Here is a 24281-nt window from a genome sequence, read left to right on the forward strand (position 1 = left end):
CCTCGGGCAGCTGACGCACGACAGGCCGGAGGTCGCCGACGGGGCCTGACGCGCCTGTCCGCCCCGGAACCCCATGTATCGCAGCCGTCCCACCGGGCGGCCTCATCGCACGCAGCCTCGCACGGGCCCCGTCTCGCGCCCCCGTCAGCGGCGGAACGCCGGTTCACCGGACCCGGAGCGCCGGGAATCCTGGAACCGCCCTCACGCCGCTCCGGCCGCTTCGCCCGTCCCGTCCTCCCGCGAAGCGCCGGCTTCGACCTCCGGGAGTCCTCGTGCGTCCTCGTCCGGCGATCCACGTCCTCGGGCTGGCCTCGCTCGTCCTCGCCACCGTCACCGCCGGCGGCCTCGCCCGGCCGCCCGCCGCCCAGGCGGCACCGGCCCAGGCCGGCCCCAGGGCGGCCCTCCGGCAGCAGGTCGTCACCCTCGTCAACGCTCGTCGCCACGCCGCCGGCTGTGCTCCGCTGCGCATCAGTCCCCAGCTGACCGCCGCCGCGCAGAAGCACTCCGACGACATGGCCGAGGAGCACTTCTTCAGCCACACCGACCCCGACGGCACGGGCCCCGGGAACCGGATATCCGCCGCCGGCTATCGCTGGGACGCCTACGGGGAGAACATCGCCCGCGGCCAGGCGACCCCGGCCGCGGTGATGGACGCCTGGATGCGCAGCGCGGGCCACCGGGAGAACATCCTCGACTGCTCCTTCGAGGAGATGGGCGTCGGTGTCGCCACGACATCCGAAGGGCCCTTCTGGACCCAGGACTTCGGCAGCCGGGGGTAGCCCCTCACTCCGCCGTCGGCAGGGGCTGGTCGGTCCAGATGGTCTTGCCGGTGGGGGTGTAGCGCGTGCCCCAGCGCTGGGTGATCTGGGCGATGATGTACAGGCCCCGGCCGCCCTCGTCGTCGACGGCGGCGTGGCGCAGGTGGGGCGAGGTGTGGCCGGTGTCGGAGACCTCGCAGACGAGGCTGCGGTCACGGATCAGGCGGACGTGGACCGGTCCGCCGGCGGCATAGCGGACGGCGTTGGTGACGAGTTCGCTGACGATCAGTTCGGTGGTGAACGACAGGTCGTCGAGCCCCCATTCGCGCAGCCGGCGGGTCGTGGCGTCGCGGGCGTCCGCGACGGACGCGGGCTCGGCGTCCAGCTCCCAGACGGCCACCTGGTGTTCGCCGAGCGTCCGGGTGCGGACGAGGAGCAGGGCGGCGTCGTCGTCGACCGGGCCGGGCAGCAGGGCCGCGACGGTGCGGTCGCAGAGCTCCTCCAGGGGGCGCCGGCAGTGGGCGAGGACGCCGCTCAGCAGGCCGAGTCCGGTCTCGGTGTCGTGGTCCGGGGTGTGGACGAGCCCGTCGGTGAACAGGGCGAGCAGGCTGCCGGCGGGCAGTTGGAGGTCGGTGCTCCGGAAGGGCTCGCCGCCCAGGCCCAGGGGCGGGCCCGCCGGGAGGTCGGGGTAGCTGACGGCGCCGCAGGCCGGGTCGACGACGGCGGGCGGTGAGTGTCCCGCGCGCGCCATGCTGCACCGCCCGGACACGGGGTCGTACACCGCGTACAGGCAGGTGACCCCGAGGGCCTCGTCTCGGCCGGTCCCCGGCCCGTCCCGGCCGTGGCCGCGCGCCCGTTCCTCGGCGGCCCGTTCCTCGGCGGTCTGGCCGACGACGTCGTCCAGGCGGGCGAGCAGTTCGTCCGGCGGTAGGTCGAGCCGGGCCAGGACGCGCACGCTCGTGCGCAGCCGGCCCATGGTGGCGGCGGCGCTCAGTCCGTGGCCGATCACGTCCCCGACGACCAGGCCGACCCGGGTGCTCGACAGCGGGATGACGTCGAACCAGTCGCCGCCCACCCCGGAGCGGCTGTCGGCGGGTACGTAGCGGCTGGCCGTCTCGACGCCGGTCAGCGCGGGCAGGTGCTGGGGCAGCAGGTCGCGCTGGAGGCTGAGGGCGGCGGTGTGCTCCCGGGTGATGACCAGCATCAGGACGACGCCGATCAGCAGGGCGCCGAGGCCGATGACGCTCACCCCGCCGGTCCGTCCGAAGACCGGCAGGTCGAAGGAGGTCGCGCCGTAGCCCGGGTCGGCGTAGACGACGAAGGCGGCGTAGCAGAACAGGCAGAGCATCATGAGCCCGCCGAGGCCGGGCAGCAGCCCTTTGTAGAGCAGGTCCCGGGGGCTGCGGGTGAGCAGTGCGCGGTAGTGCCAGACGCAGGCGAAGCCGGTGAGGCCGTAGTAGAACGCGATCGCGAGGCCGACGGCCTTGATGGAGTCGGCGAGGACGTCGCCGCTGATCGCGGTCAGCAGGGCGAAGAAGCCGATGGAGACGAGGCCCACGCCGACGGTGGACCAGGTCGGGGTGAGGAATCTGTGGTGGATCCGGGCGAAGCGTGAGGGGACGGCCTTGTGGGCGGCCATGGAGAAGACGGTGCGGGCCAGGGGCAGGATCGTGGTCTGGGTGGAGGCGACCGCCGAGGTCAGCACGGTGAAGATGAGCAGTTTGGTGAGGAACCAGCCGGTCCCCCGGGTGCCGAAGACGGCGCCGCCCAGGCCGGAGAGCACGTCCCCGGAGTTGGCCGCGTTGCCCAGGCCGGTGCCGTCGGCGCCGATCCCGGCGAAGGCCTGCGCCGAGGTCGCCACCAGGGCGTAGACGACGAGGAGGAGCACGGTGGAGACGACCGCCGCCCGCCCGGGGGTGTGTCTGCTGTCGGCGGTCTCCTCGTTGACCGCGACGGCGGTGTCCCAGCCCCAGTAGATGAAGACGGCGGCGACGATGCCCTCGGTCAGGGCCTTGGCGGAGGGGATGTGGAAGGGGTTGAACCAGGAGGCGGAGACGGGGAGCGACGTCGGCGGGGCGCCGGTGCCGTAGACCCTGACCAGAGCGGTGACCGCGAACAGGGCCAGCACCAGGACCTCGACGCACACCATCCAGCACTGGAGGACGGCCGACACCTGGATGCCCACGTAGCAGACGGCGGTCGTCACGGCGATCCAGGCGACCCCGGCGACGGTGGTCCACAGCCGGCTGCCGGCGAGCGAGTCGTACCCGAGCAGCCGGAAGCCGTAGATGCCGGCGATCTCCGCGAGGTTCGCCATGGCGATGATGTCGGCGACGATGATGCCCCAGCCGCCCATCCAGCCGACGCGCGGGCCGAAGGCGCGGGAGGCCCAGGTGAAGGTGGTCCCGCAGTCGGCGTCGGTCGCGTTGAGCTCCCGGAAGGCGTAGGCGATCAGCAGCATCGGGACGAAGGCCAGCATCGTGATGACCGGGGCCTGGAGGCCGACGCCGATCACGATCAGGCCGAGGGTGGCCGCCAGGCTGTACGCCGGGGCGGTGGAGGCCATGCCCATGGCGACCGAGGAGAACAGCCCCAGGGCGCCGGCCCTGAGCCCCTTCGTGCCGGCCCCGGGGCCGGGCGCGAGTGGCTCGTGCATGTGTCCGCCCTTTTCTCGCGAGATGCGTCGGGGTCCGTCGGGATACGCGCGGTCGCGCGGTGGGTCAGCGGACGCGGTACGGGCCGGCCCGGTCGTTCCGCAGCGTCAGCCCGTGCCCGGGGGCGCCGTCCCCGCCGGGGTGGATGACGCCTCCGGCCGGGTCGAGGGTCCCGTCGAAGAGGAGGTTCTCGATCCGGACGTGGTCGTGGAACCACTCCACGTGCCGCAGGTTGGGCACGGCGGCCGCCATGTGGGCGTGGACGTGGGGGGCGCAGTGCGCCGACAGGTGGAGTCCGCGGGCCTCCGCCAGGGCGGCGGCGCGCAGCCAGACCGTGAGGCCGCCGCAGCGGGTCGCGTCGGCCTGGAGGCAGTCCACGGCTCCGGTGGCCAGCATCGCGCCGAAGTACGGCAGGGTGTAGCCGTATTCGCCGGCCGCCACGTCGAGGGCGGTCGCGGCGCGGACGAGGGCCAGGCCGGACAGGTCGTCGGAGGAGACCGGTTCCTCGAACCAGGTGACGCCGTGGTCGTCGAGGTAGCGGGCGACGCGGACGGCCTGTTTGCGGGTGTAGGCGCCGTTGGCGTCGACGTAGAGCTCGACCGCGTCCCCGACGCTCCCGCGTGCGCGGGCGACGCGGTGCCGGTCACGGTCCTCGCCGCGGCCCCGGTCCTCACCGATCTTGATCTTGACGCGTGGGATGCCCGATTCCGAGGTCCACTGCCGGAGCCGGCGGTCCTGCCGCTCGTCGTCGTACGTGGTGAAGCCGCCGCTGCCGTAGACGGGCACCTCCGCCCGGTGGGCGCCGAGGAGCCGTACGAGGGGCAGGTCCAGCAGCCGGGCCTTGAGGTCCCACAGAGCGATGTCCACGGCCGAGATCGCGCCCGCGACCAGCCCCGGCCGGCCCGTGTTGCGCACCGCCCGGCTCATCGCCTCCTGCGCGGCGGGGACGTCCCAGGCACTGTGGCCGACGAGGAGCGGGGCGAGCTCGGAGGCGATCACGTCGGCCGTGGCGGGCGCGCCGTAGGTGTAGCCGAGGCCGGTGGTGCCGCCGGAGCGGACGGTGGCCAGGACGAGGGTCGTCGAGTTCCAGGCCAGGGTTCCGTCGGCTTCCGGCCCGTCCGTGGGGACGGTGTAGACGGCGGTCTCGATTCCGCCCACCACCGGGCCGCCCGTCACCGGGGTCACGACCCGTCCCCGGCCGGGGAGCGGAGGCCCGCGCGCGACCCGGCAGCCAGCCGTGCGGCAGCGCGGTCCACGAGCGCCATGATGGTCAGCGCGGGATTGGCGCTGCCCTGGGTGGGCAGCACGCTGCCGTCCGTGACGAGCAGATTGGGCACCGCGAAGGTGCGCAGGTCCGCGTCCACGACGCCGTGTTCCGCGTCGCGCGCCATGCGGCAGCCCCCGACGAGGTGGGCGTAGCGGTTGATCGTCATCACCTCGCTCGCCCCGGCGGCCCGCAGGATGTCCTCCATCACGGACTCCGCCGCCCGGATCACCTGCCGGTCGTTCTCGCACTGGCTGTAGCTGAAGTGGGCCACCGGCAGCCCGTAACGGTCCTTCTCCCCGGCGAGGGTGACGCGGTTGCCGGGCTGCGGCAGCAGCTCGCACAGGGCGCCGAGGGTGGCCCAGTGGACGTAGTCGCGCATATGGCGGCGCAGGTCCTCGCCCCAGTGGCCCTGGGCCGCCACGTGCTCGGCCCAGACGATGGGCAGGGGCGATACGTTCTGGATGGAGAAGCCCCGCCGGTAGGGCCGGTCCGGGCGGGTCTCGTAGAACTCCTCGCTGGTGACCTCCGGCGGTGGCGCCTTGTAGGGCCGCACCTCCTCCGTGAACCGGCCCGAGGTCTGGGGCGCGCCCTGCACCATCACATAGCGGCCGACCAGGTCGTGGTCGTTGCACAGGCCGTCGGGGAAGCGGCGGCCGGCGGAGTTCAGCAGCAGGCGTGGTGTCTCGATCGAGTATCCGGCGACGGCGACCGTACGGGCGCGCTGGAACCGCTCGCGGCCGGCGCGGACGTACCGGACGCCGGTGGCCAGGCGTCCTTGGTCGTCCAGTTCGATGCCCGTGACCATGGAATGGGTCCGGATCTCCGCGCCGTGGGCGAGGGCGTCGGGCACATGGGTGATCAGGGTGGAGGCCTTGGCGTTGACCTTGCACCCCTGGAGGCAGAAGCCGCGGTAGACGCAGTGCGGGCGGTTGCCGAAGCGGCCGTTGGTGATGGCGACCGGCCCAACGCGGGCCTCGATGCCCAGGGCGGCGGCGCCGCGCAGGAACACCTCGCCATTGCCGCCGACGGGGTGCGGCGCGTGCGGATAGGGGTGGGGGTCGCCCCACGGCCAGTACTGTCCGGCCACCGGGAGCTCCTGCTCGATCCGCTCGTAGGAGGCCCGTAGATCGGTGCAGTCCAGCGGCCAGTCGGCGCCCACGCCGTCCTCGGTGTACGTGCGGAAGTCGGAGGGATGGAACCTGGGGACGTAGCCGGCGAAGTGAACGGTCGATCCGCCCACGCCCCGTCCGGAGTTGTTCGCGCCCAGGGGGACGGGGTCGTCGCCCGCGATCACCCGGGGGTCGGTCCAGTACAGGTGGTGGGAGGCGGCCTCGTCGCTGACCCAGTCGGTGTCGGGGTCCCAGAAGGGGCCCGCCTCCAGGCAGACGACCGACCAGCCGTGCCGGCTCATGCGCTGGGCCAGGGTCGCTCCGCCCGCGCCGCAGCCGACGACGACGAGGTCCACCTCGTCGCGGTCGTCGAAGCGCCGCATGCCCCTCATGAGTTCGCGGTCGAAGCGGGCGTCGCCTCGGGGGAGCAGCCAGGCGGAGGCGTTGCGGTCGCGCACCCGGCCCAGGGGGGAGGTGGTCTGCCGGAGGGTTTCGGCCGCGCTCCTGACGAGGCCGGCGAGTCCCGGGCGGGACCGTCGGGGCCGGGCGTCGTCCGTCTTCCCCTCGCTCGGTTCGCCCTCGGGCGGCGCCTCGTCGGGCTCGCTGTCCGGTACTTCCCAGGGTTCGCGGAGGCCCAGCCCCAGGCGTAGATAGCCGCGGGGGTAGGCGGGTCCGCCGAAGCCGATCTCGTTCCAGGCCCAGGGGTGGGAGTAGAAGGCGGTGGCCGTGTAGCGCGTCCACAGCCCCCAGACGTGGCCGGCCGTCAGATCACGCCAGCGGTCCGGGCCCTGTTTGCGTACGGCTTCGATCAGACGGGCCTGTCGCTCCCGTGACAGCTCGGCGAAGGGGGCGTCGTACCAGTCGCGCGCGTCGTCGTCGAGGGCACGCAACGAGAGCCGCCACGCCGTGTCGTCCTCGGGCATGTCCTCGAACCGCCACCCGTCGGTCTGCCGCTCGGCGAGCCGTGCGTCGATCATCTCCAGCACCGGCACCTTGGGGTCGTCCCACTGGGCCAGCAGATGGTCGAACAGGACGGTGGCCACGGCTTCCTCGGCGAGGGTGAAGAACCGCAGCTCGGGCTGGCGGGCCGTGCGGGCGTACACCACGGCCGAGGTCGTGGCGTCCCAGGTGCCGGCCTGCGCGAGGACGTCGTAGCCGGCGAATCGGGAGGGGCGCCGGCCCGGAGTCGTCGCCGGCAGGCCCCCGCGCCCTCCCTCGCGCGCCACGGGTCATCGCTCCCTGCGCAGCAGCGCGGCCAGCAGCCCCATGCCGCCGACCATGGTCACCAGCAGCGGGGCGAACAGCGGCGGGCCCGTCTCGATGTTGTGGCGGGCCAGCGACCAGCCGCCGGGCTTCTGGGCGATGCCCCGTACGTGGAGGTATGTGCCCTGGAGGCCGTTGGCGGCGATGGCCGCCGAGGCGAGCGGCAGCGCGGTGCGCGCCATCCGTTCGCTGAGGAACCCGGCGACGCCGGCGGCCGCCCCGACCGGGCCCAGCACCACCGGCCACCACATCATCCTGTTGCCGAAGCTCGCCCGGTCGTGCTCCAGGTAGATCTCGGCGGCGGTGACGACCGAGCCCGCCGCCGTCATCAGGGACAGGGAGCGTTCGAAGCGGCCGTGGCGGACGTTGCGCACCATCCGGGCCGGCTCGAACGGCTTCCGGGAGCCCCGCGCACGCGGCATCACGCCCCCTCCCCGGGCCCGCGGTGCTTGTGGCCGCCGGGCAGCATCTCCTGGATCTTGGCCTTGAAGCCCTGCCGGACCATGGAGACGCGGTCGCTGTCGCCCTTGACGATCGAGGCCGCCGCGGCCTCGATCTGGTCGAGGGTGGCGTGCGGCGGGATGGGTGGTACGGCCGGGTCGGTGCGGAAGTCGATGACGAAGGGCGTCTCGGCGGCGAGGGCCCGCTCCCACGCGGCGATGACCCCGTCCGGCTTCTCGACGCGCACGCCGTCGAGCCCGAAGGAGCGGGCCACGTCCGCGTACGGCACGTCCGGGAGGGCCTGCGAGGGCAGGAACTGAGGGGCGCCGGACATGGCCCGCATCTCCCAGGTGACCTGGTTGAGGTCGTGGTTGTTCAGGACGGCGACGACCAGCCGGGGGTCCTGCCACTCGCCGTAGTACTTGCCGACCGTGATCAGTTCGGCCAGGCCGTTCATCTGCATGGCGCCGTCGCCCACGAGCGCGATGACGGGCCGGTCGGGGTGGGCGAACTTGGCGCCGATCGCGTAGGGCACCCCCGGGCCCATCGTCGCCAGCGTGCCGGAGAGCGAGCCGCGCATGGTCCCGCGCATCCGCAGGTGCCGGGCGTACCAGTTCGCCGCCGACCCCGAGTCCGCCGTGATGATCGCGTCGTGCGGCAGCAGGCCGTCCAGGGCGTGGACGACGTACTCGGGGTTGACGGGATCCGCGTCGACGGCGGCGCGCCGTTCCATCACCTCCCACCAGCGGGCGGTGTTCTTCTCGATGCCGTGCCGCCAGCCGCCGTGCTTCTTCGGCTTCAGTCGGGGCAGCAGGCGGGTGAGCGTCTCACGGGCGTCGCCGACGAGGTTGACCTCGAAGGGGTAGCGCAGCCCCACCATGAACGGGTCGATGTCGATCTGCACCGCCCTTGCCTGCTCGAACTCCGGCAGGAACTGGGTGTAGGGGAAGTTCGAGCCGACGACGACGAGCGTGTCGCAGTCGCGCATCATCTCGTACGAGGGCCGGGTGCCCAGCAGCCCGATCGCGCCGGTCACATACGGCAGGTCGTCGGGCAGTACGTCCTTGCCCAGCAGCGCCTTGGCCACACCCGCGCCGAGGACGTCGGCAAGCTGCTCCACCTCCGCCCGCGCGGCCCGGGCCCCCTGGCCGACGAGGATCGCCACCTTCTCGCCGTCGTTCATCAGTCCGGCGGCCCGGGTGATCTCCTCGTCCGCCGGCACCGGCGCGTACGCGGGAGCCCCCAGGCTGGAGGGCACCATCTTGAACGCGTGCGTCGGCGGGGAGTAGTCCAGCTCCTGGACGTCCGCCGGGATGATCAGGGCGGTCACGGTCCGTTTGGCCCGCGCGGTGCGCAGGGCGCGGTCCAGGACGTTGGGCAGCTGTTCCGGGACCGTCACCACTTCGCAGAAGTCCGAGGCGACGTCCTTGAAGAGCGTGTGGAGGTCGACTTCCTGCTGGTAGGAGCCGCCCATGGCGCTGCGGTTGGTCTGTCCGACGATCGCGACCACGGGCACGTGGTCGAGTTTGGCGTCGTAGAGCCCGTTGAGCAGGTGGATGGCGCCCGGCCCCGAGGTGGCCGCGCACACTCCCACCTCGCCGGAGAACTTGGCGTAGCCGACGGCCTCGAAGGCCGCCATCTCCTCGTGGCGTGCCTGGATGAAGCGGGGTTCGTCGTCGGCTCGGCCCCACGCGGCCAGCAGCCCGTTGATCCCGTCACCCGGATAGGCGAACACCCGCTTGACGCCCCATTCGCGGAGGCGTTGCAGGAGATGGTCGGACACCTTGGCGGACATGGTTCTCCCTTCGGGCGTGCTCGTGCGGGCATCGCTCCCACCTCCGCCTTCAGGACTCACCGTGGCACCGGGCGTACGCGCGCGCAGGGAGAGCGCCGCCGATCGGGTCAGCCGCCGGGCCGGCTCCTCGGTACGGCGGGAGCCCGCCCTCGCTTCTCCGCTCTCCGCGGGAACGGGCTCCTGCCCGGCGGGACCGGATTCACACCCCTTCCGCGACCCGTCGTCCGGTGACGAGGCCCACCGGGCCGGGCCCGCGCGGCGAGCCGGCCGCCGCGGTGAGCATGATCTCCCTGACCCGGTCCAGGTACTTCGGCACGCCCGCGGCGGCCTGCGGGGTGTCCGGCATGCTGACCACCAGGTCGGCCCGGTCGGGGAACCAGTTCAGCCACAGCGACACCCCGCCGGCGTTGTCGGGACCGGTCAGGACCGTCGCGTCGGCGTCCAGGTAGTCACGGGCGCCCGGCGCGGACCGTCCGTCCAGATAGGACGCCATGGGCGGGATGTCGGGGACGTCACCGTCCTCGAGAAGCAGTTCGAGTGCCCGGTGCAGCGGGACGTCGTATCCTTCGCGGGCCCGCTGGAAGCCCTGCTGCGCGACGGCGATCGCGTCGGCGAGGGTCGGCGAGGCGGGCAACCGGAACAGCAGGGGCACGAGGTTGACGAGCCAGCCGTGCGCGCGGAGCAGCCGGGGGTAGGCCCTGGTGGAGACGGCGGTGAGCACGCGGTAGACGTCGTTGCCGGTGAACTCCCACTGCGCGAGGGCCAGCGCGGCGAAGAAGCCCGCGCCCAGTCCGCCGCCGTGCCGGGCGCAATAGGCGCGGAACGCGCGTGCCTCGTCGCCGGTGAACACCGGGTACTCGAGCCGGGTGCCGGCCAGCAGTTCCCCGGTGTCGTTGCCCAGTTCGACGGGGAAGGCGGGGAAGCCGCCGTCCTTCACGGCCAGGAACTCCGACCACGCGGCGAGCTCCGGCGAGGTTTTCGTGAGCGACTCGGAGCGCCGCCGCTCACGGCGGTTGAGGTCCAGATATCCGGGTGCGGGCGGCAGGTCGACCGGGGCGCCGGCACGGGCGGCGTGGTAGCGGGCGCGGAGCTCGTGGAAGAGCAGCGCCACGGAGTGGCCGTCGGTGTAGGCGTGGTCGATCGCGAAGTACACCGTGGACGCCGTGTCCCGGCGGACCACTCCCGCCAGCATCCCCAGCCCGCTCGCCGAGGTCCGCTCGTCGATCCGCCGGTGGAGGTGGTCGCGGAGCTCGTCCCTGCCGGCGAAGTCGCCCACGCGCACGGGGCGCACCGTGAGGGACTCGGGTGGTATCCGGAACCCGGTCAGGTCCTCGGGGCCGGGCTCGTACCAGGTGTGGAACGCCTCGTGCCGGCGTACGAGCCCTTGCCACGCCTCGGTGAGCGCGTCGAGATCGGCCCGGCCCTCCAGGTCGAACGCCATGGCCACCCAGGGCGACTGGCGGCGTCCGGCAGCACGGTTGGCGGCCGCCAGCCGCAGGTGCGCCCGCTGGAAGTGCGACGCGGGAACGTCGTGCGGTACGGGCGCCCGGTCGGTGGTGAGCTCGAACTCCACCACTTCGCCCGGCCGGGGCCGCCAGTCGAGGATCTCGGTCATACGCACAGGGGGTCTCCTTCTCGATGGGGACGGCCGGTCAGGCGGGCGTGGGTACGGCCTCGGCCGCCCGGCGGCCTTCGGCGGCGCGGGTGGCGGCGTGCGCGGCGGCCCGTACGAAGCGTCCGACGTTCGCGCGTGCCACGGCCGTGTCGGGGAAGCGCGTCGACAAGTGCACGCCGCGGTCGCTCCGGGTCAGCCACACGTACACCTCGGCCGGGCTGTGGATCCGGCTGCGCAGCATCATGTCTTCCGGCAGGGGCGGATTGCCCGTCACGCGGCGCACGTCGAGATAGGACACGACGAAGCGGGGGTGGATCTCCCGGCGCAGTATCCGGCTGAGGTGGGGCAGCGAACTGCCCGGTCCCGGTCCTCGGCGGCGCAGTTCGGCCGCGGCGTGGGCGACCGTGTCGGCGAAGGCCGCGCCGGGAGCCGCCGGGATCCGTACCGGGTGGAGGCCGACGAACCAGCCCGGCGCCGTACGCCACCGGTCGGGCCGGGCGTTGGCGAGGCTGACCACGGACAGGTGCCGTTCACCCGCGACCCGCGCGGCGGCGAGCGCGAGGCAGGCGAGCAGCCCCGCGGCGGTCGTGCCTCCGCCCTCGCGGGACGCGGCGGCGAACCTGGTGGCCGCCGGAGCGTCGAGCAGCCAGCGGTAGGCACTGCGCTGTGTGTCCGGCGCCTCGGACGCGCCGAGGGGCAGGGGGAAGGCGGGCGTCCCGCCTCGGGCGTCGCCGAGCATGGTCCGCCAGGGGGCCGTGTGTTCGGGCCCGGTCGGCAGCCGGCCGACCAGGTTCCGTTCCTCGGCACCGAAGTCCAGGAAGGTCGGCCCGGGCACGTCCCCGGCGCGGCCGGCCAGGGCGTCGCGGATCTGTCCCGGGACCATGGCGAGCGTGTAGCCGTCCATGACGCCGTGATCCGCCCCGGCGAACACCGTCGTCCCGCCCGTGCCCTCGACCGTCGCGAAGACCACCTGCGGCCAGCCCAGCGGGGTGGCCCTCCGGTCGAAGAAGGCCTCGATCTGCCGCCGGACCGAGGCGCCGTCGGCGAAGACGCCGACGTCCTCCTGTCGTAGCGTGACGGCGCTCGCCGGGAGCGTACGGCGCACACAGCGTCCGGGGGTCGGCACCAGCGTGCTGCGCAGGTGCTCGTGTCCGCGCAGCCAGGCCGAGAGCGCGGCACCGAGCCGGTGCCGGCCGGCCCGGCCCACGCCGAACGACACCCCGATCCACGCCGGATCCATATGCCCCGGTCCTCTGGCGGCCGCCGTGCGGACGTGGTGCTCGTGGACGAGCGCGGGCGCCCGGGGATCGTCGGCCCAGGCCGAGGCCGGCGCGGTCGGCGTCCAGAACACCAGCCGGCCGGCGGGAACCGCACTGTCGCCCAATTCTGTGAATTCCAAATTCAACTCCTCAATAAATCCCCGGTGCGGCCTGCGGAAGCTATCCGGGAGCGATGAAACAAAAATGAAGAAGCGATGTTTTCGCTGATCACGAAGGCCGGGAGGTCATCAGCGGGAAGACTTCCCTTGTTGCCCGTCAAACGCGCTGCTAGCGTCTGCCCCCGTCATTCGATCCGCACCGCGGCATTTCCCGGCCGCACCGACGGAGGGTCAATTCATGAATGCACGAGCGGACACCGGGTCCGCCCCGTTCACGGGCGACACGCAACCGCCTTCGGATTACGCGGTGCTGCGTCGCGACCCGGAATACGCCGGACTGAACCGCGCGCTGCTCGACCTGGTCCCGGCCGGCCAGGCGCCGGCCGTCCTCGACGTGGGATGCGGGGACGGGGCCGTCAGCGAGGAACTGCTGCTTCGCGACCCGGCCATGTCCCTGGTCGGCGTCGACCCCGACCCGGCGCTGCTGGAGGCGGCGCGGGCCCGGCTGGGCGACCGGGCCCGTTTCGTCGTGGGTGACGCGTCCTCCGTCTCCCGGCTGTTCCCGCCGGACGTCTTCGACGTCGTCGTACTGGCCAACTGCGTCCATCTCGTCCCGGACCTCGCCGAGGCGCTCGACGCGATCGGGCGGGTCCTCGCCGGCGGCGGGCGCCTGGTGTTCAACTCGGCGTTCTACTCGGGCGCGGAGTCCCCGGCCGATCTGCCGCGGTACGCCGAGCTGGTCGGCACGGCCCGCGCCACCGCCCGCAAGCGCGGGCTCCCTCCGGCCCGGTCGGCCGCCGGCCGGCCCTCGGGGCTGCGCAGGACCGTCGAGGACTACCAGGCCGCTCTCGCGGCGGCCGGATTCACCGATGTCGTCACCGATGAGCGGGCGTTCACCTTCGGCCCGCGCTTTCTCACCGCGCTGTGCTCGACCCCGATGTTCGCCACCGCCGCGTTACCCGGGGTAGCGCGGCACATCGCCGCGGAACTGCTCACCGAAACGCTGGAAGAGCTGCACGAGCGCGCCCCGTTCACCATCATGCGGCGCTGCGTCTACTTCTCCGCCACCCGGCCGTGAAACACCCCACGAAAGGAATTCGTCATGACCGAGGTATGGAACGTGGTCACCCGGGCCATCACCGGCATCCGGCCGGAACTGGGGGAATCCGGAACGGTCATCACCCGCGATGCCGCCCTGTTCTACTCGGCTGATCCCGGCAGGCCGGTGCTCGGCCTCGACTCGATGGAGGCGCTGGAACTGCTCACCGTGCTGGAGCAGGAATTCGGGGTCGAGCTGGCGGACACCGGCATCCGGATCGCCGACCTCCACACGGTCGGGGACGTGGCCGACGCGATGGCGGGCGCGCTGTGACACCCCGGGCGGCGGCGCGTCATCGCGTGCTGGTGACCGGCATGGGCGTCGAGTCGTGTGCGGGCGGCACACCTGACGAGCTATGGGACGCCCTGGCCGCGGGGCGGCCCGCGATCTCGCCCCTGGAGCTCGAAGGGCCCCTGCCCTGCCAGGTCGGTGGTGTGATCCGCGGGTTCGACCCCCGCGAGCACATGTCCGCCCAGCAGGTCCGCCGTACCTCGCGCTTCCAGCAACTGCTGTTCGCCGCGGCGATGAAGGCACGGGACGACGCGCGGCTGCGCACGGCACCGGAGGCCCTGTACGTCGGCACCGGAGGCGGCGGGCTCGACGAGACGGCGCGGCTCGTGACCGTGCTGAACCGCAGCGGGTGGCAGCGGATGGACCGGCTCGGGATGCTCCGGCTGCTGCCCAACCAGGCCGCCGGGCTCGTCGCCCAGGAACTGGGCATCACCGGCCCGGTGCTCACCCTCTCCACCGCCTGCGCGGCATCGACGGACGCCATCGGAGCGGGCCTGCGCGCGGTGCGGGACGGCACCGCCGACGTGGTCCTCGTCGGCGGTGTGGAGAGCTGGCTGGACATACCCGCCCTGGCGTCGTTCCGCCTGCTGGACGCGCTCTCCCAGCGGCCCGCAGCGGAGGCGGCGGTCGCGTCCCGGCCGTTCGACCGCGACCGCGACGGCATGGTGCCGGCCGAGGGCGCCGCCGTACTCGTACTGGAGTCCGAAAGGTCCGCGCTGCGCCGCGGCGCGACCGTGCACGGCGAGGTGCTCGGCGCCGCGTCCACCTGCGACGCCCACCACCCCGTCGCGCCGCGCGCGGACGGCGCGGTGGCGGCCAGGACGATCGAGCTGGCCTGCGCCGACGCCGGCCTCGACACCGGAGCCGTGGACCTGGTCAGCGCGCACGGCACCTCGACGCCGCTCAACGACCGGGCCGAGACCGCGGCCATCAAGCGGGCGTTCGGCGCGCACGCGCGGCGCCTGGCGATCACCGCGCCCAAGTCGGTCATCGGCCACGCGTGCGGCGCCTGCGGGATCCTGGAGAGCGTCGGCGTGCTGCGCGCCATCCGGGAGAAGTACGTGCCGCCCACCGCGAACCTGGACAACCCCGATCCCGGCTGCGACCTGGACTACACCCCGCTCGAGGGCCGCCCCGCCCCGATCGGTGTGGCCGTCAAGCAGAACTTCGGCTTCGGCGGCCACAACTCGGCGGTGGTGTTCGGCGCCGCGTGACGGCGCCGAACACCAGGGACGACACCGTCATCGAGTGGACGCGGCACCGCGCGCCCGGTAGGTGCGGGCGAGGTGGTCCTGGAGGCGGGCGTGGCGGAACTGGTAGACCGCGCCTGCCTGCCGGAGCACGCCCCGCTGGTAGGCGTCCTCCAGGAAGGCGACGACGGCCCAGGGCAGCCGGCCCGTCAGCGGCAGCCAGATCCGGGAGAACACGACCCACTGACCCCAGGCGGTCAGGGCGAGGGCATAGCCGAGGGCGCCGCCGAGGGCACTGATGACACCGAGCTTGACCGAGGAGTCGAGACCCCAAGTGAGCGGGCCCAGGACCATCGACAGGAGCGGGACCGCCAGCGCGGACCCGACGCCGGCCAGGAGCCCGAAGGCTGGCACCCAGACGAGGCACTGGGCGATGACCGTACGACGGTTCGTCCGCAGCAGGCCGACCGGGTTGACGGCGGACCTGATGTCGAGAGGGCTTTCGAGGGAGGCCAGGAGACCCAGGGTGGCGCCGCCTCCCAGCGTGAACACGAACCCGAAGAACACGGCGTCGTACAGGCCGAACCACAGCATGGACAGGGGGCCGGTGCCCCAGAAGAGGCCCTTGAGTACTCCGTGCTCGAAGCCGTAGCCGAGGCCGAAGACGAGCCCGCACAGCAGTCCCAGCGCCGTGCGGGCTCCCACCCTACGGACGGGCGTGCCGGTCCTCCCGAACACCTTCATGCGCACGCCGGACGGCGCCACCGTCGTGTTCCTGCCCGCGACCAGGAGCCAGTAGGCGATCACGCAGATGAGCCCGGAGAGGAACCCCGTCGTCAGCCCTTCCGCGATCTGGAAGCGGAGGGGGTCGAAGAGGGTGCCGACGACACAGTCGACGACGCCGACGACCAGACAGGTCACCAGCGCGGTCACCAGGGTGCGCGCCGGGCCGCGCAGTCCCGAGCCGAGCCGCCACCACTCCAGGTCGGGGGTGTCGAGCCGGGTCAGGTGGTGGGCGAGGTAACCGAGCCAGTACTGGGCGCGTTCCGGGTCGAAGTCGCGGCGCGCGGCGCTGTCCGGGCGGTGTTCCGGCCGGAGGCGGTAGGCGGTGGCGGTGAAGTTGTCCAGTAGGTGGTCCTCCAGTTCCCCCGGTCCGCCGAACCGGTGGGTGTCGAGGAGCGAGGCCGGGTCGCGGCCGGGGGTGTCGCTGTAGACGGCGCGGGCGAGCGTGACCATCAGCGGGGTGGTCAGCACCGCGGCGAGCTGCTCGGCGCCCCGGCCGCGCGGCCGCTCGCGCAGCGCGCTCAGCACGGGGTGCCACGCGGTCGTCGCGGCGTCCCCGCCGCGGGCCTTGCGCGTGGTGCGCGGCAGATAGTCGGCCAGGTCGTCCAGGGTGAGGTCCGTCAGCTCCACCGCGGCGGCGGACGTGAGCACGTCGGTCTCCGACACCGCCGTGGCGTACTCGGCCGGACGGCTCGTCAGCAGCAGGGGAAGCGTGGTGGCGTTGAGCGCCTCCAGCGCGGGGCGGTGCAGTCCCCCGGCGATCTCGTCGAAGCCGTCGAGCACGGGGAGCACCCGGCCGTCCTCGACCAGCGCGGCGGCCAGACTCGGCCCGCCGGGCGCCGGGGCGGCGAGCCCGGGGTGGTCGCGGACCAGTTGCGCGGCCAGCCAGTCCCGGAACGTGATGGCGGTGGGGTCCCAGCCGCCGATGCTGAAGATCACCGGCACGGGGTCGGTGCGGGTCCTGGACACGATGTGGTCCAGGACGAACCGCGTGGTGAGGATCGACTTCCCGGAACCGGGCCGCCCCAGCACGACCAGCCGCCCCGAGGGGATCCGCCGGTACACGTCCACGACGTCGCCCAGCCGCCCGCCCAGATCCAACGGCCCGTGCGTGCCGCGCGCCTCTCCGGCGGGCAGCCGCCGGATGTTGGCCCAGTGATCGGTCAGCTCCTCGGCCCCCGCCCGCCACCGCACCGGCAACGGATACGGATCGTGCACCTGCCGCTGCTCCTCCTCCCGCTGCCACCGCGCGGCCACCGCGTGCGCGAGCTGCTCGGCGACGTCGGCGAGGGTGTCACGCAGTGGGGAGGGAGGTTGGGTGGCCGGTTCGGCGAGGGCCGACAGCCCGGTGGCCCGTCCGGCCGGAGCCGGGCGGCCGGTGGCCGGTTCGACGGTCGGCTGCCCGGCAGGCCATTCGGCCGAAACCGGCTGCCCGGTGCCCGGTCCGGCAGGAGCCGGCTGCCCGGTGCCCAATTCCGCCGAAACCGGGCGCTCGGTGGCCGGTTCGGCGGGAGCCGCCTGCCCGGCGACGGGTTCGGTGGAAGCCGAGGGCCCTGCGGCCCGTTCGGCCGGACCCGGCTGACCGGCGGCCGGTTCAACGAAACCTGGCTGTCTGGTGATCGGTTCGGCGGAAGCCGACGCCCCGGCGGGCCATTCGGCCGAAACGGGCTGTCCAATGGCCGGTTCGGCGGCAGCCGACGGCCCGGTGGTCCGTTCGCCCGAAACCGGTCTGCTGGTGGCCGGTGCGCCCGGAGCTGACGACTCGGCGGGCCGTTCGGCCGAAACCGGTCGCCCCGTGGCCGGTCCGGCGTGGCCGGGCCGACCGTCGGGCCGTCCGTCGAACCGGTCGCCGGATCGGTCATCCGGCCGTTCGCCGGGCCGGTCGCCGGACCGACTGCCGGATCGGTCACCGGTCCGGCCGTCGGACCGGCCGCCGAGCTGATCGCCAGACCGGCCGTCAGGCCCCCCGTCAGACTGGCCGTCGGACCGGTCGTCAGACCCCCCGTCCGGCCGGGCCGAAGGCCCGGTCCGGCTGACGGCGGCAGCCAGTAGCTCCTCGCTCTCCGCCGGCGCCAGCCCGAGCGCGTCGGCCAGCCGCCGCACCGTGGTCACCCTGGGGTCCGCGCGTTCGCCGGTCTCCAGGCCGCGGATGGTGCGCACGCCCACCCCCGCCCGTTCCGCCAAGGCCTCCTGAGTCATTCCCGCGTCGCGCCGCAGCCGCCGTAACAGCGCGCTGAACTCACTGGCCACAGATCACGGCCTCCCCCTCGGACCTCTCGAACCTCTCGGACATGTGTTTTCCCAGCTGACGGACTCTAGCGCGGCCACCGGCCGCATACGGCCGGTCCTTTGGCCTGTCCGTTCTCCCGCCCCGGGGCCACCTTCGACGTGATCCGCCGCGGAAAGCGGCCCGCCGTACGGGGAGCCACGATGCCGATCACCACGACCACCGGCCGACCGGCCGTCACCACACTCGGACGCCAGGAACGGGACGTTCTCTACGCGGTCGGCTGCGGCCTGCGGGACGACGAGATCGCCACCGCCCTCGCCATCCCCGAAGAGGCCGTGGCCGGGCACCTCGCGCGGATCCTCACCGCGCTCGGGCTGCGCGACCGGGCCGCCGCCATCGTCCACGCCTTCGACTGCGGCCTCGTCGCCCCCGGCCGCGGCCCCCGCAGGCAGGCGACGAGCCCCCTGCCACCGGCCGCCGCCGTCCGCCACGTCCCCGGGCCGCGGTTACGGATCTCGGTCCTCGGCCCCCTGCGGGCATGGCGCGACGGGCAGCACCTGGACCTGGGGCATCTGCGCCAGCAAGCCGTCCTGGCGGCGCTGGCCCTGTGCCTGGGCCGGTCGGTCAGCCGGCAGGAACTGACCGACGGGGTGTGGGGCGAGGAGCCCCCGAACACCAACGTGGTGCCGGTGTACATCTACCGGCTGCGCAAGGTCCTGCGCACGGGAGGCGACCTGGACTCGGTCATCGAGCGCGACCGGAGCGGCTACCGGCTGCTCCCCGGCGTGGCCACCGTGGACGTGGCCCAGGTGGAGGAGCTCGTCACCGCGGCCGGCGCGGCCGAGCGGGCGGGCGATCTGGCCGAGGCGGTCCGCGCCTGCTCCCAGGCGCTGGACCTGTTCCGCGGCGAGCCCCTGGCCGGCCAGCCGGGGCCGTTGGCCGAGCTGGAGCGGCTGCGGCTCACCGAGCGCAGGATCGTCATCGTGCAGCGGAAGCTCGACTGGCAGTTGCGGCTGGGCCAGCACTCCGAGGCGATCGCCGAGCTGTCGGCCCTGACCGTGGCCCAGCCCCTGAACGAGCCCGTGGCCGCGATGCTGATGCGCGCGCTGTACCTCAGCGGCCGGCAGGCCGACGCGCTGACCGTGTACGACCGCACCCGCCGCCGGCTGGCGGGCGAGCTGGGGGTCTCTCCGGGCCATTCGCTGCGGCAGACGCACCGGACGATCCTGCGCGGGGACGACATCCGCCTCGGCCTCACCGGAACCACGCGGTGAGCGACCCGATGCGGCGTACGCGCGGCGAGGAGCTGCTGCTGGCGAGGATCTCGGCGGCGGCCGGCCGCCAGCGGCTCGGCAGGCGGCGTGCCACCTACACGGCGGCCGCGCGCACGGCACGCACGGCGCACGCGAAGGCCCTGCTGGCCCCGGGGATCCGCGGTCTGCTGGCCCTCGTCCGGCACGGCGGGTCCGCCGGGGCCGGGGCGGCGAACGCGCGCGACGCCGCGCGACTGGACCTGTACGAGAACGGGCTGACGGTCGCCGTCAAGGGCCGGATCCACGTCGTCCGCTACGACACGACGGCCGTGTTCCGGACGGAACCCGCGCGGGCGGGCGATACCGGCCACGCGAGCGCGGCCTGCGCGCTCACCGACGTGGACGGGGAGCGGGTCGTGCTGCGCTACGGGCCGGAGCGGGGCGAGGCGCCGGAATGGTGGTCCGGGATCGAGCAGGGCGTCATCCTCGCCCAGTTACCCCGGGCGCTGGCCGCGCTCGCCAGGGGCGAGCGCCTGGCCTTCGGCGCCGTCCGGCTCACCGGGGAGGAGATCGGGTGGGGAGAGGTCCGCGCGCGGTGGCCCCGGGTCCGGCGGCTGTGGACCGGGCCGGGAGCCGTCCGGCTCGACGTCGACGGAACGTGGCACGAACTGGGCCTCACAGGCCCCGACATCCCCAACCTCTTCGTCCTGCGCGCGCTCGTGGAGCGTCTCGGCGGGGACGGCGCACGCTGACTTCCCGCGCCCCGTGGCGCCCTGGTGAGCGGTTTCATCACGATGTCAACGCCAACACCTAACGTCCATACGCAACAAGGCAGTTGCACGTCAATACGCGTCGTCTCGACACAAGGAGAACCACAGCGATGACCCTGGCCCGCAGGTGGAGAAAGGCGATCGTCGCCGGGGCGGCAGCGGCCATGGCGGCCATGACGGTCGCCGTGCCCGGCGTCGCCCACGCGGATCCGGCGCACCACTACTACCTGGAGTTGGGCGGCACCGGCGCGGCGGCGCCCGCGCCCGGCTGCACCGGCAGCTACGCGTTCGCCGACAAGCACCTCGACGGGGGCATTCCGGTGCCGGTGTGCTACCCGGCGAGCGCCGGCCCCTGGCTCAACGGCCGCAATCAGTACCCGGACCCGACCGCGCCGAGCTACGACGACAGCGTCCGCGAGGGCTACCGCAATCTGCTGGCCGCCGCCGAGGACACCCACCGCCGCGACCCCGGCGCCCGCCTCACGATCGTCGGCTACTCGCAGGGCGCCCAGGCGGCCGACCAGGTCCTCCAGACGATAGCGAAGGGCGGGACCGGCATACCCCGCTCGCTGGTGAGCGGCAAGCTCTACTCCGACCCGATGCAGCCGGGCACCGGCATCTGGGCCAAGCTGCCCAAGGGCTGGAGCGCCTTCGGGTTCACCTCTCCCGGCCCCGGCCCGGAGAAGTTCGACGGCATCCCGGTGCAGCGCTTCTGCATCCGCACCGACGGAGTGTGCGACGCGACGGCGCTGACGTCCATCGGCGGCTTCCTGGAACAGCACCCGAGGTACCAGCAGGACGGCAACATCATGACGAAGACCATCGCCCAGGACGGCGGCGAGGGAGTCGTCTGGTACGAACCCTGACCGACGGCCCCTCACCAATAGCCACGGGGGTGTGCCCGGGGGCGGTGGACCTTCACCGCCCCCGGGCGCCGGCACGTGCGAGTTCGGGCTCGGGTTCGGGTTCGGGCTTGGGTTCGGGCTCGGGCTCGGGCAGGAAGCGGACCAGCAGGCCGCTGAGCACATGCAGGCCGGCATAGATCCACATCACGCCCTCGACCCCGAGCGGGCCGACGAACAGCGTGCCGAGGAGCGGCCCGAGTGCCACGCTGGCGCCCGCCCCGAGGCTGTACGCGGACATCACCTGGCCCTTGCGCCCGGGCGCCTGGGCCGTCATGAGCGGGGGCAGGGGCACGTACCCGGCGAGCCCGGCGCCGAACAGGGCGGCGGCCAGGGAGGCGACGAGGAAGTTCCGGTCCGTGGCGGCGGGGAGGTAGTAGAGGGCGAGGCAGCCGGCCGCACTGAGCACGCCGCCGCACCATATGACGGTCCCGCGCTTGCTCCAGCGGTCGCCGAGGGCGCCGAAGAGCAGGACGAAGACGAGGTTGGCGCCCATCATGACGGTCAGCAGCCGCAGCCACTGGGAGAGCGCGAAGCCGAGCGTGCCGGTGAAGTAGAACGGCATGAAGACCCAGATGCCGAACTGCGACGTGGTGTTGATCAGCCGGACCACGGCACCGGCGCCGATCCGGGGGCGGCTGAAGAGGATCGTCACACTCCCCCGTAGCGCCGCGCGCACATCGCGCCGGTCGGCGGGCAGCAGCGGGCTGCGGCCGGTGGGCTCCGTCAGCAGGACGAGCGCGAGGACGCTCCCGGTGAGGACGAGGACGAGGGAGATCCACAGCGTCCCGTAGCCACCGACGGCCGGTACGAGCGCGGAGGCGAGCAGCGAGCCGAGCGTGGGCAGGCCGAGGGTGAAGGAGAACCAGAACCAGCCCAGTGCCCTGCCGATCCCCCGCTGCGACGCCGCCGCCATGATCCACACCAGGAAGCCATAGGCGAAGAGTGGATACCCCAGCCCTCGGACGCCGTAGGAGGCCATGATCAGCGGATAGCTGCCGAGAGGGATCGCGGCCGTGAGCAGCAGGATGTGGCAGCCCGCCCAGAAGGCCGCGCCGATGGCCATCACGCGCCGCGGCCCCCAGGCGTCGGCGAGGGCCCCGGCGAGGAAGGCGCCCAGCGCGGCGGCGGCCCCGTACACCGTGAAGATCGCGCCGACGTCGCCCTGGGAGAAGCCGAGGCCTGCGAGGTAGGGCGAGAGGTAGCCGGTCTCGATGCCGTCGCCGGTCATGAACAGGACCAGTCCGGCGTAGCCCCAGAAGAGCGGCCGGGGCAGCCCCGCCCGGTCGAGGCGGGAGCGGCGCGGTGGGCCGGCGGCTTCCGTTGGGAGCGGGTCGGCGGTGGGGGGCCGGGGAGCAGTGGCAGGGGCCTGGGACACGGGGCCTCCGTCCGGAGATGTACGAGAAACGCGCTGGATGCCGGGAAAATCCGTCCGGCTTGGCGTGAGGCTTGATACAAGCCCCAGTAAACGCATTCTGTCAATGGAATTGACAGAACTTCTCAGAAAGTGTGTGATCTGAGCGGTGTCCGCACTGTCGCGGGCACCCTGTTCCGGACGCTGTCGCATCCAGGACAGCCGGAGCGAGGAGGCACCATGGCAGCCGGCCGGGGCACCGAAGCCGACGTCGAGCAGCGCAGACAGCTGTTGCTGCGGCGCGTCATCGAGCGGGGAGAGGCGCGGATCGACGCGCTGGCCGACGAGCTCGGCGTCAGCGCGATGACCGTCCACCGGGATCTGGACAACCTCCAGTCCCGGCAGCTGCTGCACAAGCGGCGCGGCACCGCCGTGGCGCTGGCCGGTCTCACGATGGAGACCGCCACCCGCTTCCGGGAGAACCGGCAGATACAGATCAAGGAAGCCCTCGCCGAGGCGCTGATGGCGCGGGTCCGTCCGGGCCAGATGGTGCTGATGGACTGCGGGAGCACGCTCTTCCCGCTCGCGCGCCGCCTCGCCCGCGTCGAGCGCCTGACCGTGGTCACCAACTCGCTGCGCGTCGCGGGCATCATCGGCAAGGACGCGGCCGACGGCACCCGGGTGACCCTCCTCGGCGGAGGCTTCAACGCCGACTTCGAGTCCTGCGCGGGCACGGAGACCCTGCGCCAGCTGGCCAGGATCCGGGCGGACGTGATGTTCTCCTCCGTCACCTCGGTGCACCGGGGACGGCTGTACCACCCCGTCCGGGAGTGGGCCGACCTCAAGGAAGCGATGCAGGACGCCGCCGAACTGCGCGTCCTGCCCGTCGACCACAGCAAGTTCGGGCGCACGGCGACCCACGGCTACGGCGACGCCACCGGCTACGACCTGGTGGTGACGGACGAGGCCGCCCCCGCCGAGGAGATCCGGGCGATCGAGGGGCTCGGCGTGCCCGTCGAGCGCGTACCGCTGCCCCGGGACTGACCACGACGGCCGCCGCCGTCACCCACCCCCTTTCCATCGCTCCCCCACCAGAAAGGAAGCCCGCCCATGCGCGCTCTCGTCGTCGAGACCCCGGGGAAGTTCTCCGTCCAGACGGTGCCCGACCCCACCCCGGGCCCGGGCGAGGTGGTGGTCGCCGTCGCCGCGGTCGGCATCTGCGGCACCGACGTCCATATCGTCGACGGCGAGTTCGCCCCCACGCCGTACCCGATCATCCCCGGCCACGAGTTCACCGGTGAGGTCGTCGCGCTCGGCGCGGGGGTGAGCGCGGTGCACGAGGGCGACAAGGTCGCCGTCGACCCCTCGCTGTTCTGCGGCGCCTGCCACTACTGCGCCATCGGCCGGGGCAACCTGTGCGAGAACTGGGGCGCGATCGGGGACACGGTCGACGGCGCGATGGCCCAGTATGTGAAGGTGCCCGCCGCCAACTGCCACCGGCTGCCCGAGTCCGTCTCCCTCGCCCAGGGGACGCTGGTGGAGCCGCTGTCCTGCGCCGTGCACGGCTTCGACAAGCTCCCCCGCCACCTCGGCGCCCACTACCTGATCTACGGTGCGGGCACCATGGGCCTGATGATGCTTCAGCTCGCCGCCCACGCGGGCGCGGCCTCCGTCTCCGTCGTCGACCTCAACGCCGGCCGGCTGGAGGTGGCGCAGCGGCTGGGCGCCGACGCGGTCGCGGCGAGCGCCGACGCCTTCGGCCGGCCGCAGGGCTGGGAGGTCGTCATCGACTGCACGGGCGTCGTCCCGGCCATCGAGGACGCGCTGACCCGGGTGCGGCGCGGCGGTACGTTCCAGCAGTTCGGCGTCGCGCCGTCCGGGGCGACCGCGCGGATCTCCCCGTTCCGGGTCTACAACGACGAGATCACCATCGTGGGGTCCATGGCCGTGGTGCACAGCTTCGGCCGGGCCGTGGAACTCATGGGCAAGGGCGTCGTCGACGCCGACACCATGATCACGCACAGTTTCGGGCTGGACGAGTTCCCCGAGGCCCTGCGGGCGTTCCGCGAGGGCGTCGGCCGCAAGATCCAGATCCGTCCGGCGGCCTGACGCCGCATCGGCAGCGAGGA

At 73.2% G+C, this 24281-nt stretch carries 18 protein-coding genes and 1 pseudogene; 9 read left to right on the forward strand and 10 right to left on the reverse strand.

The features are described from left to right. The first annotated feature begins 272 nt into the window (after window positions 1–272). Window positions 273–779 carry a CAP domain-containing protein gene (locus RM609_RS05375; RefSeq protein ID WP_311608328.1) on the forward strand — a complete coding sequence of 169 codons (507 nt, stop codon included), beginning with the start codon at window positions 273–275 and terminating at the stop codon, window positions 777–779. Window positions 780–783: 4 nt separating this feature from the next. Here RM609_RS05375 and RM609_RS05380 read toward each other — a convergent pair whose 3' ends face one another. From RM609_RS05380 to RM609_RS05410, 7 genes are all read right to left on the reverse strand, one after another. Beyond that, a complete protein-coding gene (locus tag RM609_RS05380) occupies window positions 784–3414 on the reverse strand; it encodes an amino acid permease (protein WP_311608330.1) in 2631 nt (876 codons plus the stop codon). Window positions 3415–3478: 64 nt separating this feature from the next. Beyond that, window positions 3479–4597 carry an enolase C-terminal domain-like protein gene (locus RM609_RS05385; RefSeq protein ID WP_311608332.1) on the reverse strand — a complete coding sequence of 373 codons (1119 nt, stop codon included), beginning with the start codon at window positions 4595–4597 and terminating at the stop codon, window positions 3479–3481. Then, window positions 4594–7014, reverse strand: a complete 2421-nt coding sequence (locus RM609_RS05390; protein ID WP_311608334.1) for a GMC family oxidoreductase — start codon at window positions 7012–7014, stop codon at window positions 4594–4596. The genes RM609_RS05385 and RM609_RS05390 overlap by 4 nt, the downstream gene beginning before the upstream one ends. A 3-nt stretch (window positions 7015–7017) precedes the next feature. Beyond that, window positions 7018–7473, reverse strand: coding sequence for a hypothetical protein (locus tag RM609_RS05395; protein ID WP_311608336.1), 456 nt, complete (start codon window positions 7471–7473; stop codon window positions 7018–7020). Next, on the reverse strand, window positions 7473–9287 hold the full coding sequence (locus RM609_RS05400) for a thiamine pyrophosphate-requiring protein (RefSeq protein WP_311608338.1): 1815 nt from the start codon (window positions 9285–9287) through the stop codon (window positions 7473–7475). The genes RM609_RS05395 and RM609_RS05400 overlap by 1 nt, the downstream gene beginning before the upstream one ends. Window positions 9288–9486: 199 nt before the next feature. Continuing rightward, window positions 9487–10902 carry a condensation domain-containing protein gene (locus RM609_RS05405; protein WP_311608525.1) on the reverse strand — a complete coding sequence of 472 codons (1416 nt, stop codon included), beginning with the start codon at window positions 10900–10902 and terminating at the stop codon, window positions 9487–9489. Window positions 10903–10939: 37 nt separating this feature from the next. Further along, a complete protein-coding gene (locus RM609_RS05410) occupies window positions 10940–12301 on the reverse strand; it encodes a condensation domain-containing protein (RefSeq protein ID WP_311608339.1) in 1362 nt (453 codons plus the stop codon). Window positions 12302–12518: 217 nt separating this feature from the next. Between RM609_RS05410 and RM609_RS05415 the strand changes: the two genes are divergently transcribed. The 3 genes from RM609_RS05415 to RM609_RS05425 are packed head-to-tail and all read left to right on the forward strand — an operon-like array spanning window position 12519 to window position 14884. Next, complete coding sequence (locus tag RM609_RS05415) at window positions 12519–13358, forward strand: class I SAM-dependent methyltransferase (RefSeq protein ID WP_311608340.1); 840 nt, start codon at window positions 12519–12521, stop codon at window positions 13356–13358. 24 nt (window positions 13359–13382) lie between these two features. Beyond that, on the forward strand, window positions 13383–13652 hold the full coding sequence (locus tag RM609_RS05420; protein WP_311608342.1) for an acyl carrier protein: 270 nt from the start codon (window positions 13383–13385) through the stop codon (window positions 13650–13652). 32 nt (window positions 13653–13684) lie between these two features. Next, entirely contained in the window at window positions 13685–14884 is a 1200-nt protein-coding gene (locus tag RM609_RS05425) for a beta-ketoacyl-[acyl-carrier-protein] synthase family protein (RefSeq protein ID WP_311608527.1), read from the forward strand. Window positions 14885–14911: 27 nt separating this feature from the next. On the opposite strand, the gene RM609_RS05430 is transcribed toward RM609_RS05425, so the two are convergent. Both RM609_RS05430 and RM609_RS05435 read right to left on the reverse strand, forming a co-directional pair. Then, a complete protein-coding gene (locus RM609_RS05430; RefSeq protein WP_311608530.1) occupies window positions 14912–17116 on the reverse strand; it encodes an NACHT domain-containing protein in 2205 nt (734 codons plus the stop codon). 588 nt (window positions 17117–17704) lie between these two features. After that, window positions 17705–17893 (reverse strand): annotated as a pseudogene (locus RM609_RS05435) (helix-turn-helix transcriptional regulator); the annotation flags it as partial. A gap of 180 nt (window positions 17894–18073) precedes the next feature. On the opposite strand from RM609_RS05435, the gene RM609_RS05440 reads away from it, so the two are divergent. The 3 genes from RM609_RS05440 to RM609_RS05450 all read left to right on the forward strand — a co-directional run bounded on the left by RM609_RS05440 (window position 18074) and on the right by RM609_RS05450 (window position 20762). Continuing rightward, the gene (locus RM609_RS05440; RefSeq protein ID WP_311608344.1) at window positions 18074–19147 is read left to right on the forward strand and encodes an AfsR/SARP family transcriptional regulator; all 1074 of its coding nucleotides are present in this window, start codon (window positions 18074–18076) and stop codon (window positions 19145–19147) included. Next, window positions 19144–19878: a hypothetical protein gene (locus tag RM609_RS05445; RefSeq protein ID WP_311608345.1), complete on the forward strand. Its 735-nt coding sequence runs from the start codon at window positions 19144–19146 to the stop codon at window positions 19876–19878. The genes RM609_RS05440 and RM609_RS05445 overlap by 4 nt, the downstream gene beginning before the upstream one ends. A gap of 128 nt (window positions 19879–20006) precedes the next feature. Beyond that, a complete protein-coding gene (locus RM609_RS05450; RefSeq protein WP_311608347.1) occupies window positions 20007–20762 on the forward strand; it encodes a cutinase family protein in 756 nt (251 codons plus the stop codon). Between the two features lie 52 nt (window positions 20763–20814). Here the strand turns inward: RM609_RS05450 and RM609_RS05455 are convergent, their stop codons facing one another. Continuing rightward, on the reverse strand, window positions 20815–22176 hold the full coding sequence (locus RM609_RS05455; RefSeq protein WP_311608349.1) for an MFS transporter: 1362 nt from the start codon (window positions 22174–22176) through the stop codon (window positions 20815–20817). A gap of 216 nt (window positions 22177–22392) precedes the next feature. On the opposite strand from RM609_RS05455, the gene RM609_RS05460 reads away from it, so the two are divergent. Both RM609_RS05460 and RM609_RS05465 read left to right on the forward strand, forming a co-directional pair. After that, on the forward strand, window positions 22393–23196 hold the full coding sequence (locus RM609_RS05460) for a DeoR/GlpR family DNA-binding transcription regulator (protein ID WP_311608350.1): 804 nt from the start codon (window positions 22393–22395) through the stop codon (window positions 23194–23196). A gap of 66 nt (window positions 23197–23262) precedes the next feature. Continuing rightward, the gene (locus RM609_RS05465) at window positions 23263–24261 is read left to right on the forward strand and encodes a zinc-dependent alcohol dehydrogenase family protein (protein WP_311608352.1); all 999 of its coding nucleotides are present in this window, start codon (window positions 23263–23265) and stop codon (window positions 24259–24261) included. Window positions 24262–24281 lie beyond the last annotated feature (20 nt).

Origin of the sequence: Streptomyces hesseae, assembly GCF_031845785.1 — a bacterium.
Lineage (GTDB): Bacteria > Actinomycetota > Actinomycetes > Streptomycetales > Streptomycetaceae > Streptomyces > Streptomyces hesseae.

What these genes read in the sequence shown, in the direction of transcription:
- RM609_RS05380 (WP_311608330.1), bottom strand. Translation starts at nt 3,414, where the DNA reads ATGCACGAGCCACTCGCGCCCGGCCCCGGGGCCGGCACGAAGGGGCTC.
- RM609_RS05395 (WP_311608336.1), bottom strand. Translation starts at nt 7,473, where the DNA reads ATGCCGCGTGCGCGGGGCTCCCGGAAGCCGTTCGAGCCGGCCCGGATG.
- RM609_RS05400 (WP_311608338.1), bottom strand. Translation starts at nt 9,287, where the DNA reads ATGTCCGCCAAGGTGTCCGACCATCTCCTGCAACGCCTCCGCGAATGG.
- RM609_RS05405 (WP_311608525.1), bottom strand. Translation starts at nt 10,902, where the DNA reads ATGACCGAGATCCTCGACTGGCGGCCCCGGCCGGGCGAAGTGGTGGAG.
- RM609_RS05415 (WP_311608340.1), top strand. Translation starts at nt 12,519, where the DNA reads ATGAATGCACGAGCGGACACCGGGTCCGCCCCGTTCACGGGCGACACG.
- RM609_RS05420 (WP_311608342.1), top strand. Translation starts at nt 13,383, where the DNA reads ATGACCGAGGTATGGAACGTGGTCACCCGGGCCATCACCGGCATCCGG.
- RM609_RS05440 (WP_311608344.1), top strand. Translation starts at nt 18,074, where the DNA reads ATGCCGATCACCACGACCACCGGCCGACCGGCCGTCACCACACTCGGA.
- RM609_RS05450 (WP_311608347.1), top strand. Translation starts at nt 20,007, where the DNA reads ATGACCCTGGCCCGCAGGTGGAGAAAGGCGATCGTCGCCGGGGCGGCA.
- RM609_RS05460 (WP_311608350.1), top strand. Translation starts at nt 22,393, where the DNA reads ATGGCAGCCGGCCGGGGCACCGAAGCCGACGTCGAGCAGCGCAGACAG.
- RM609_RS05465 (WP_311608352.1), top strand. Translation starts at nt 23,263, where the DNA reads ATGCGCGCTCTCGTCGTCGAGACCCCGGGGAAGTTCTCCGTCCAGACG.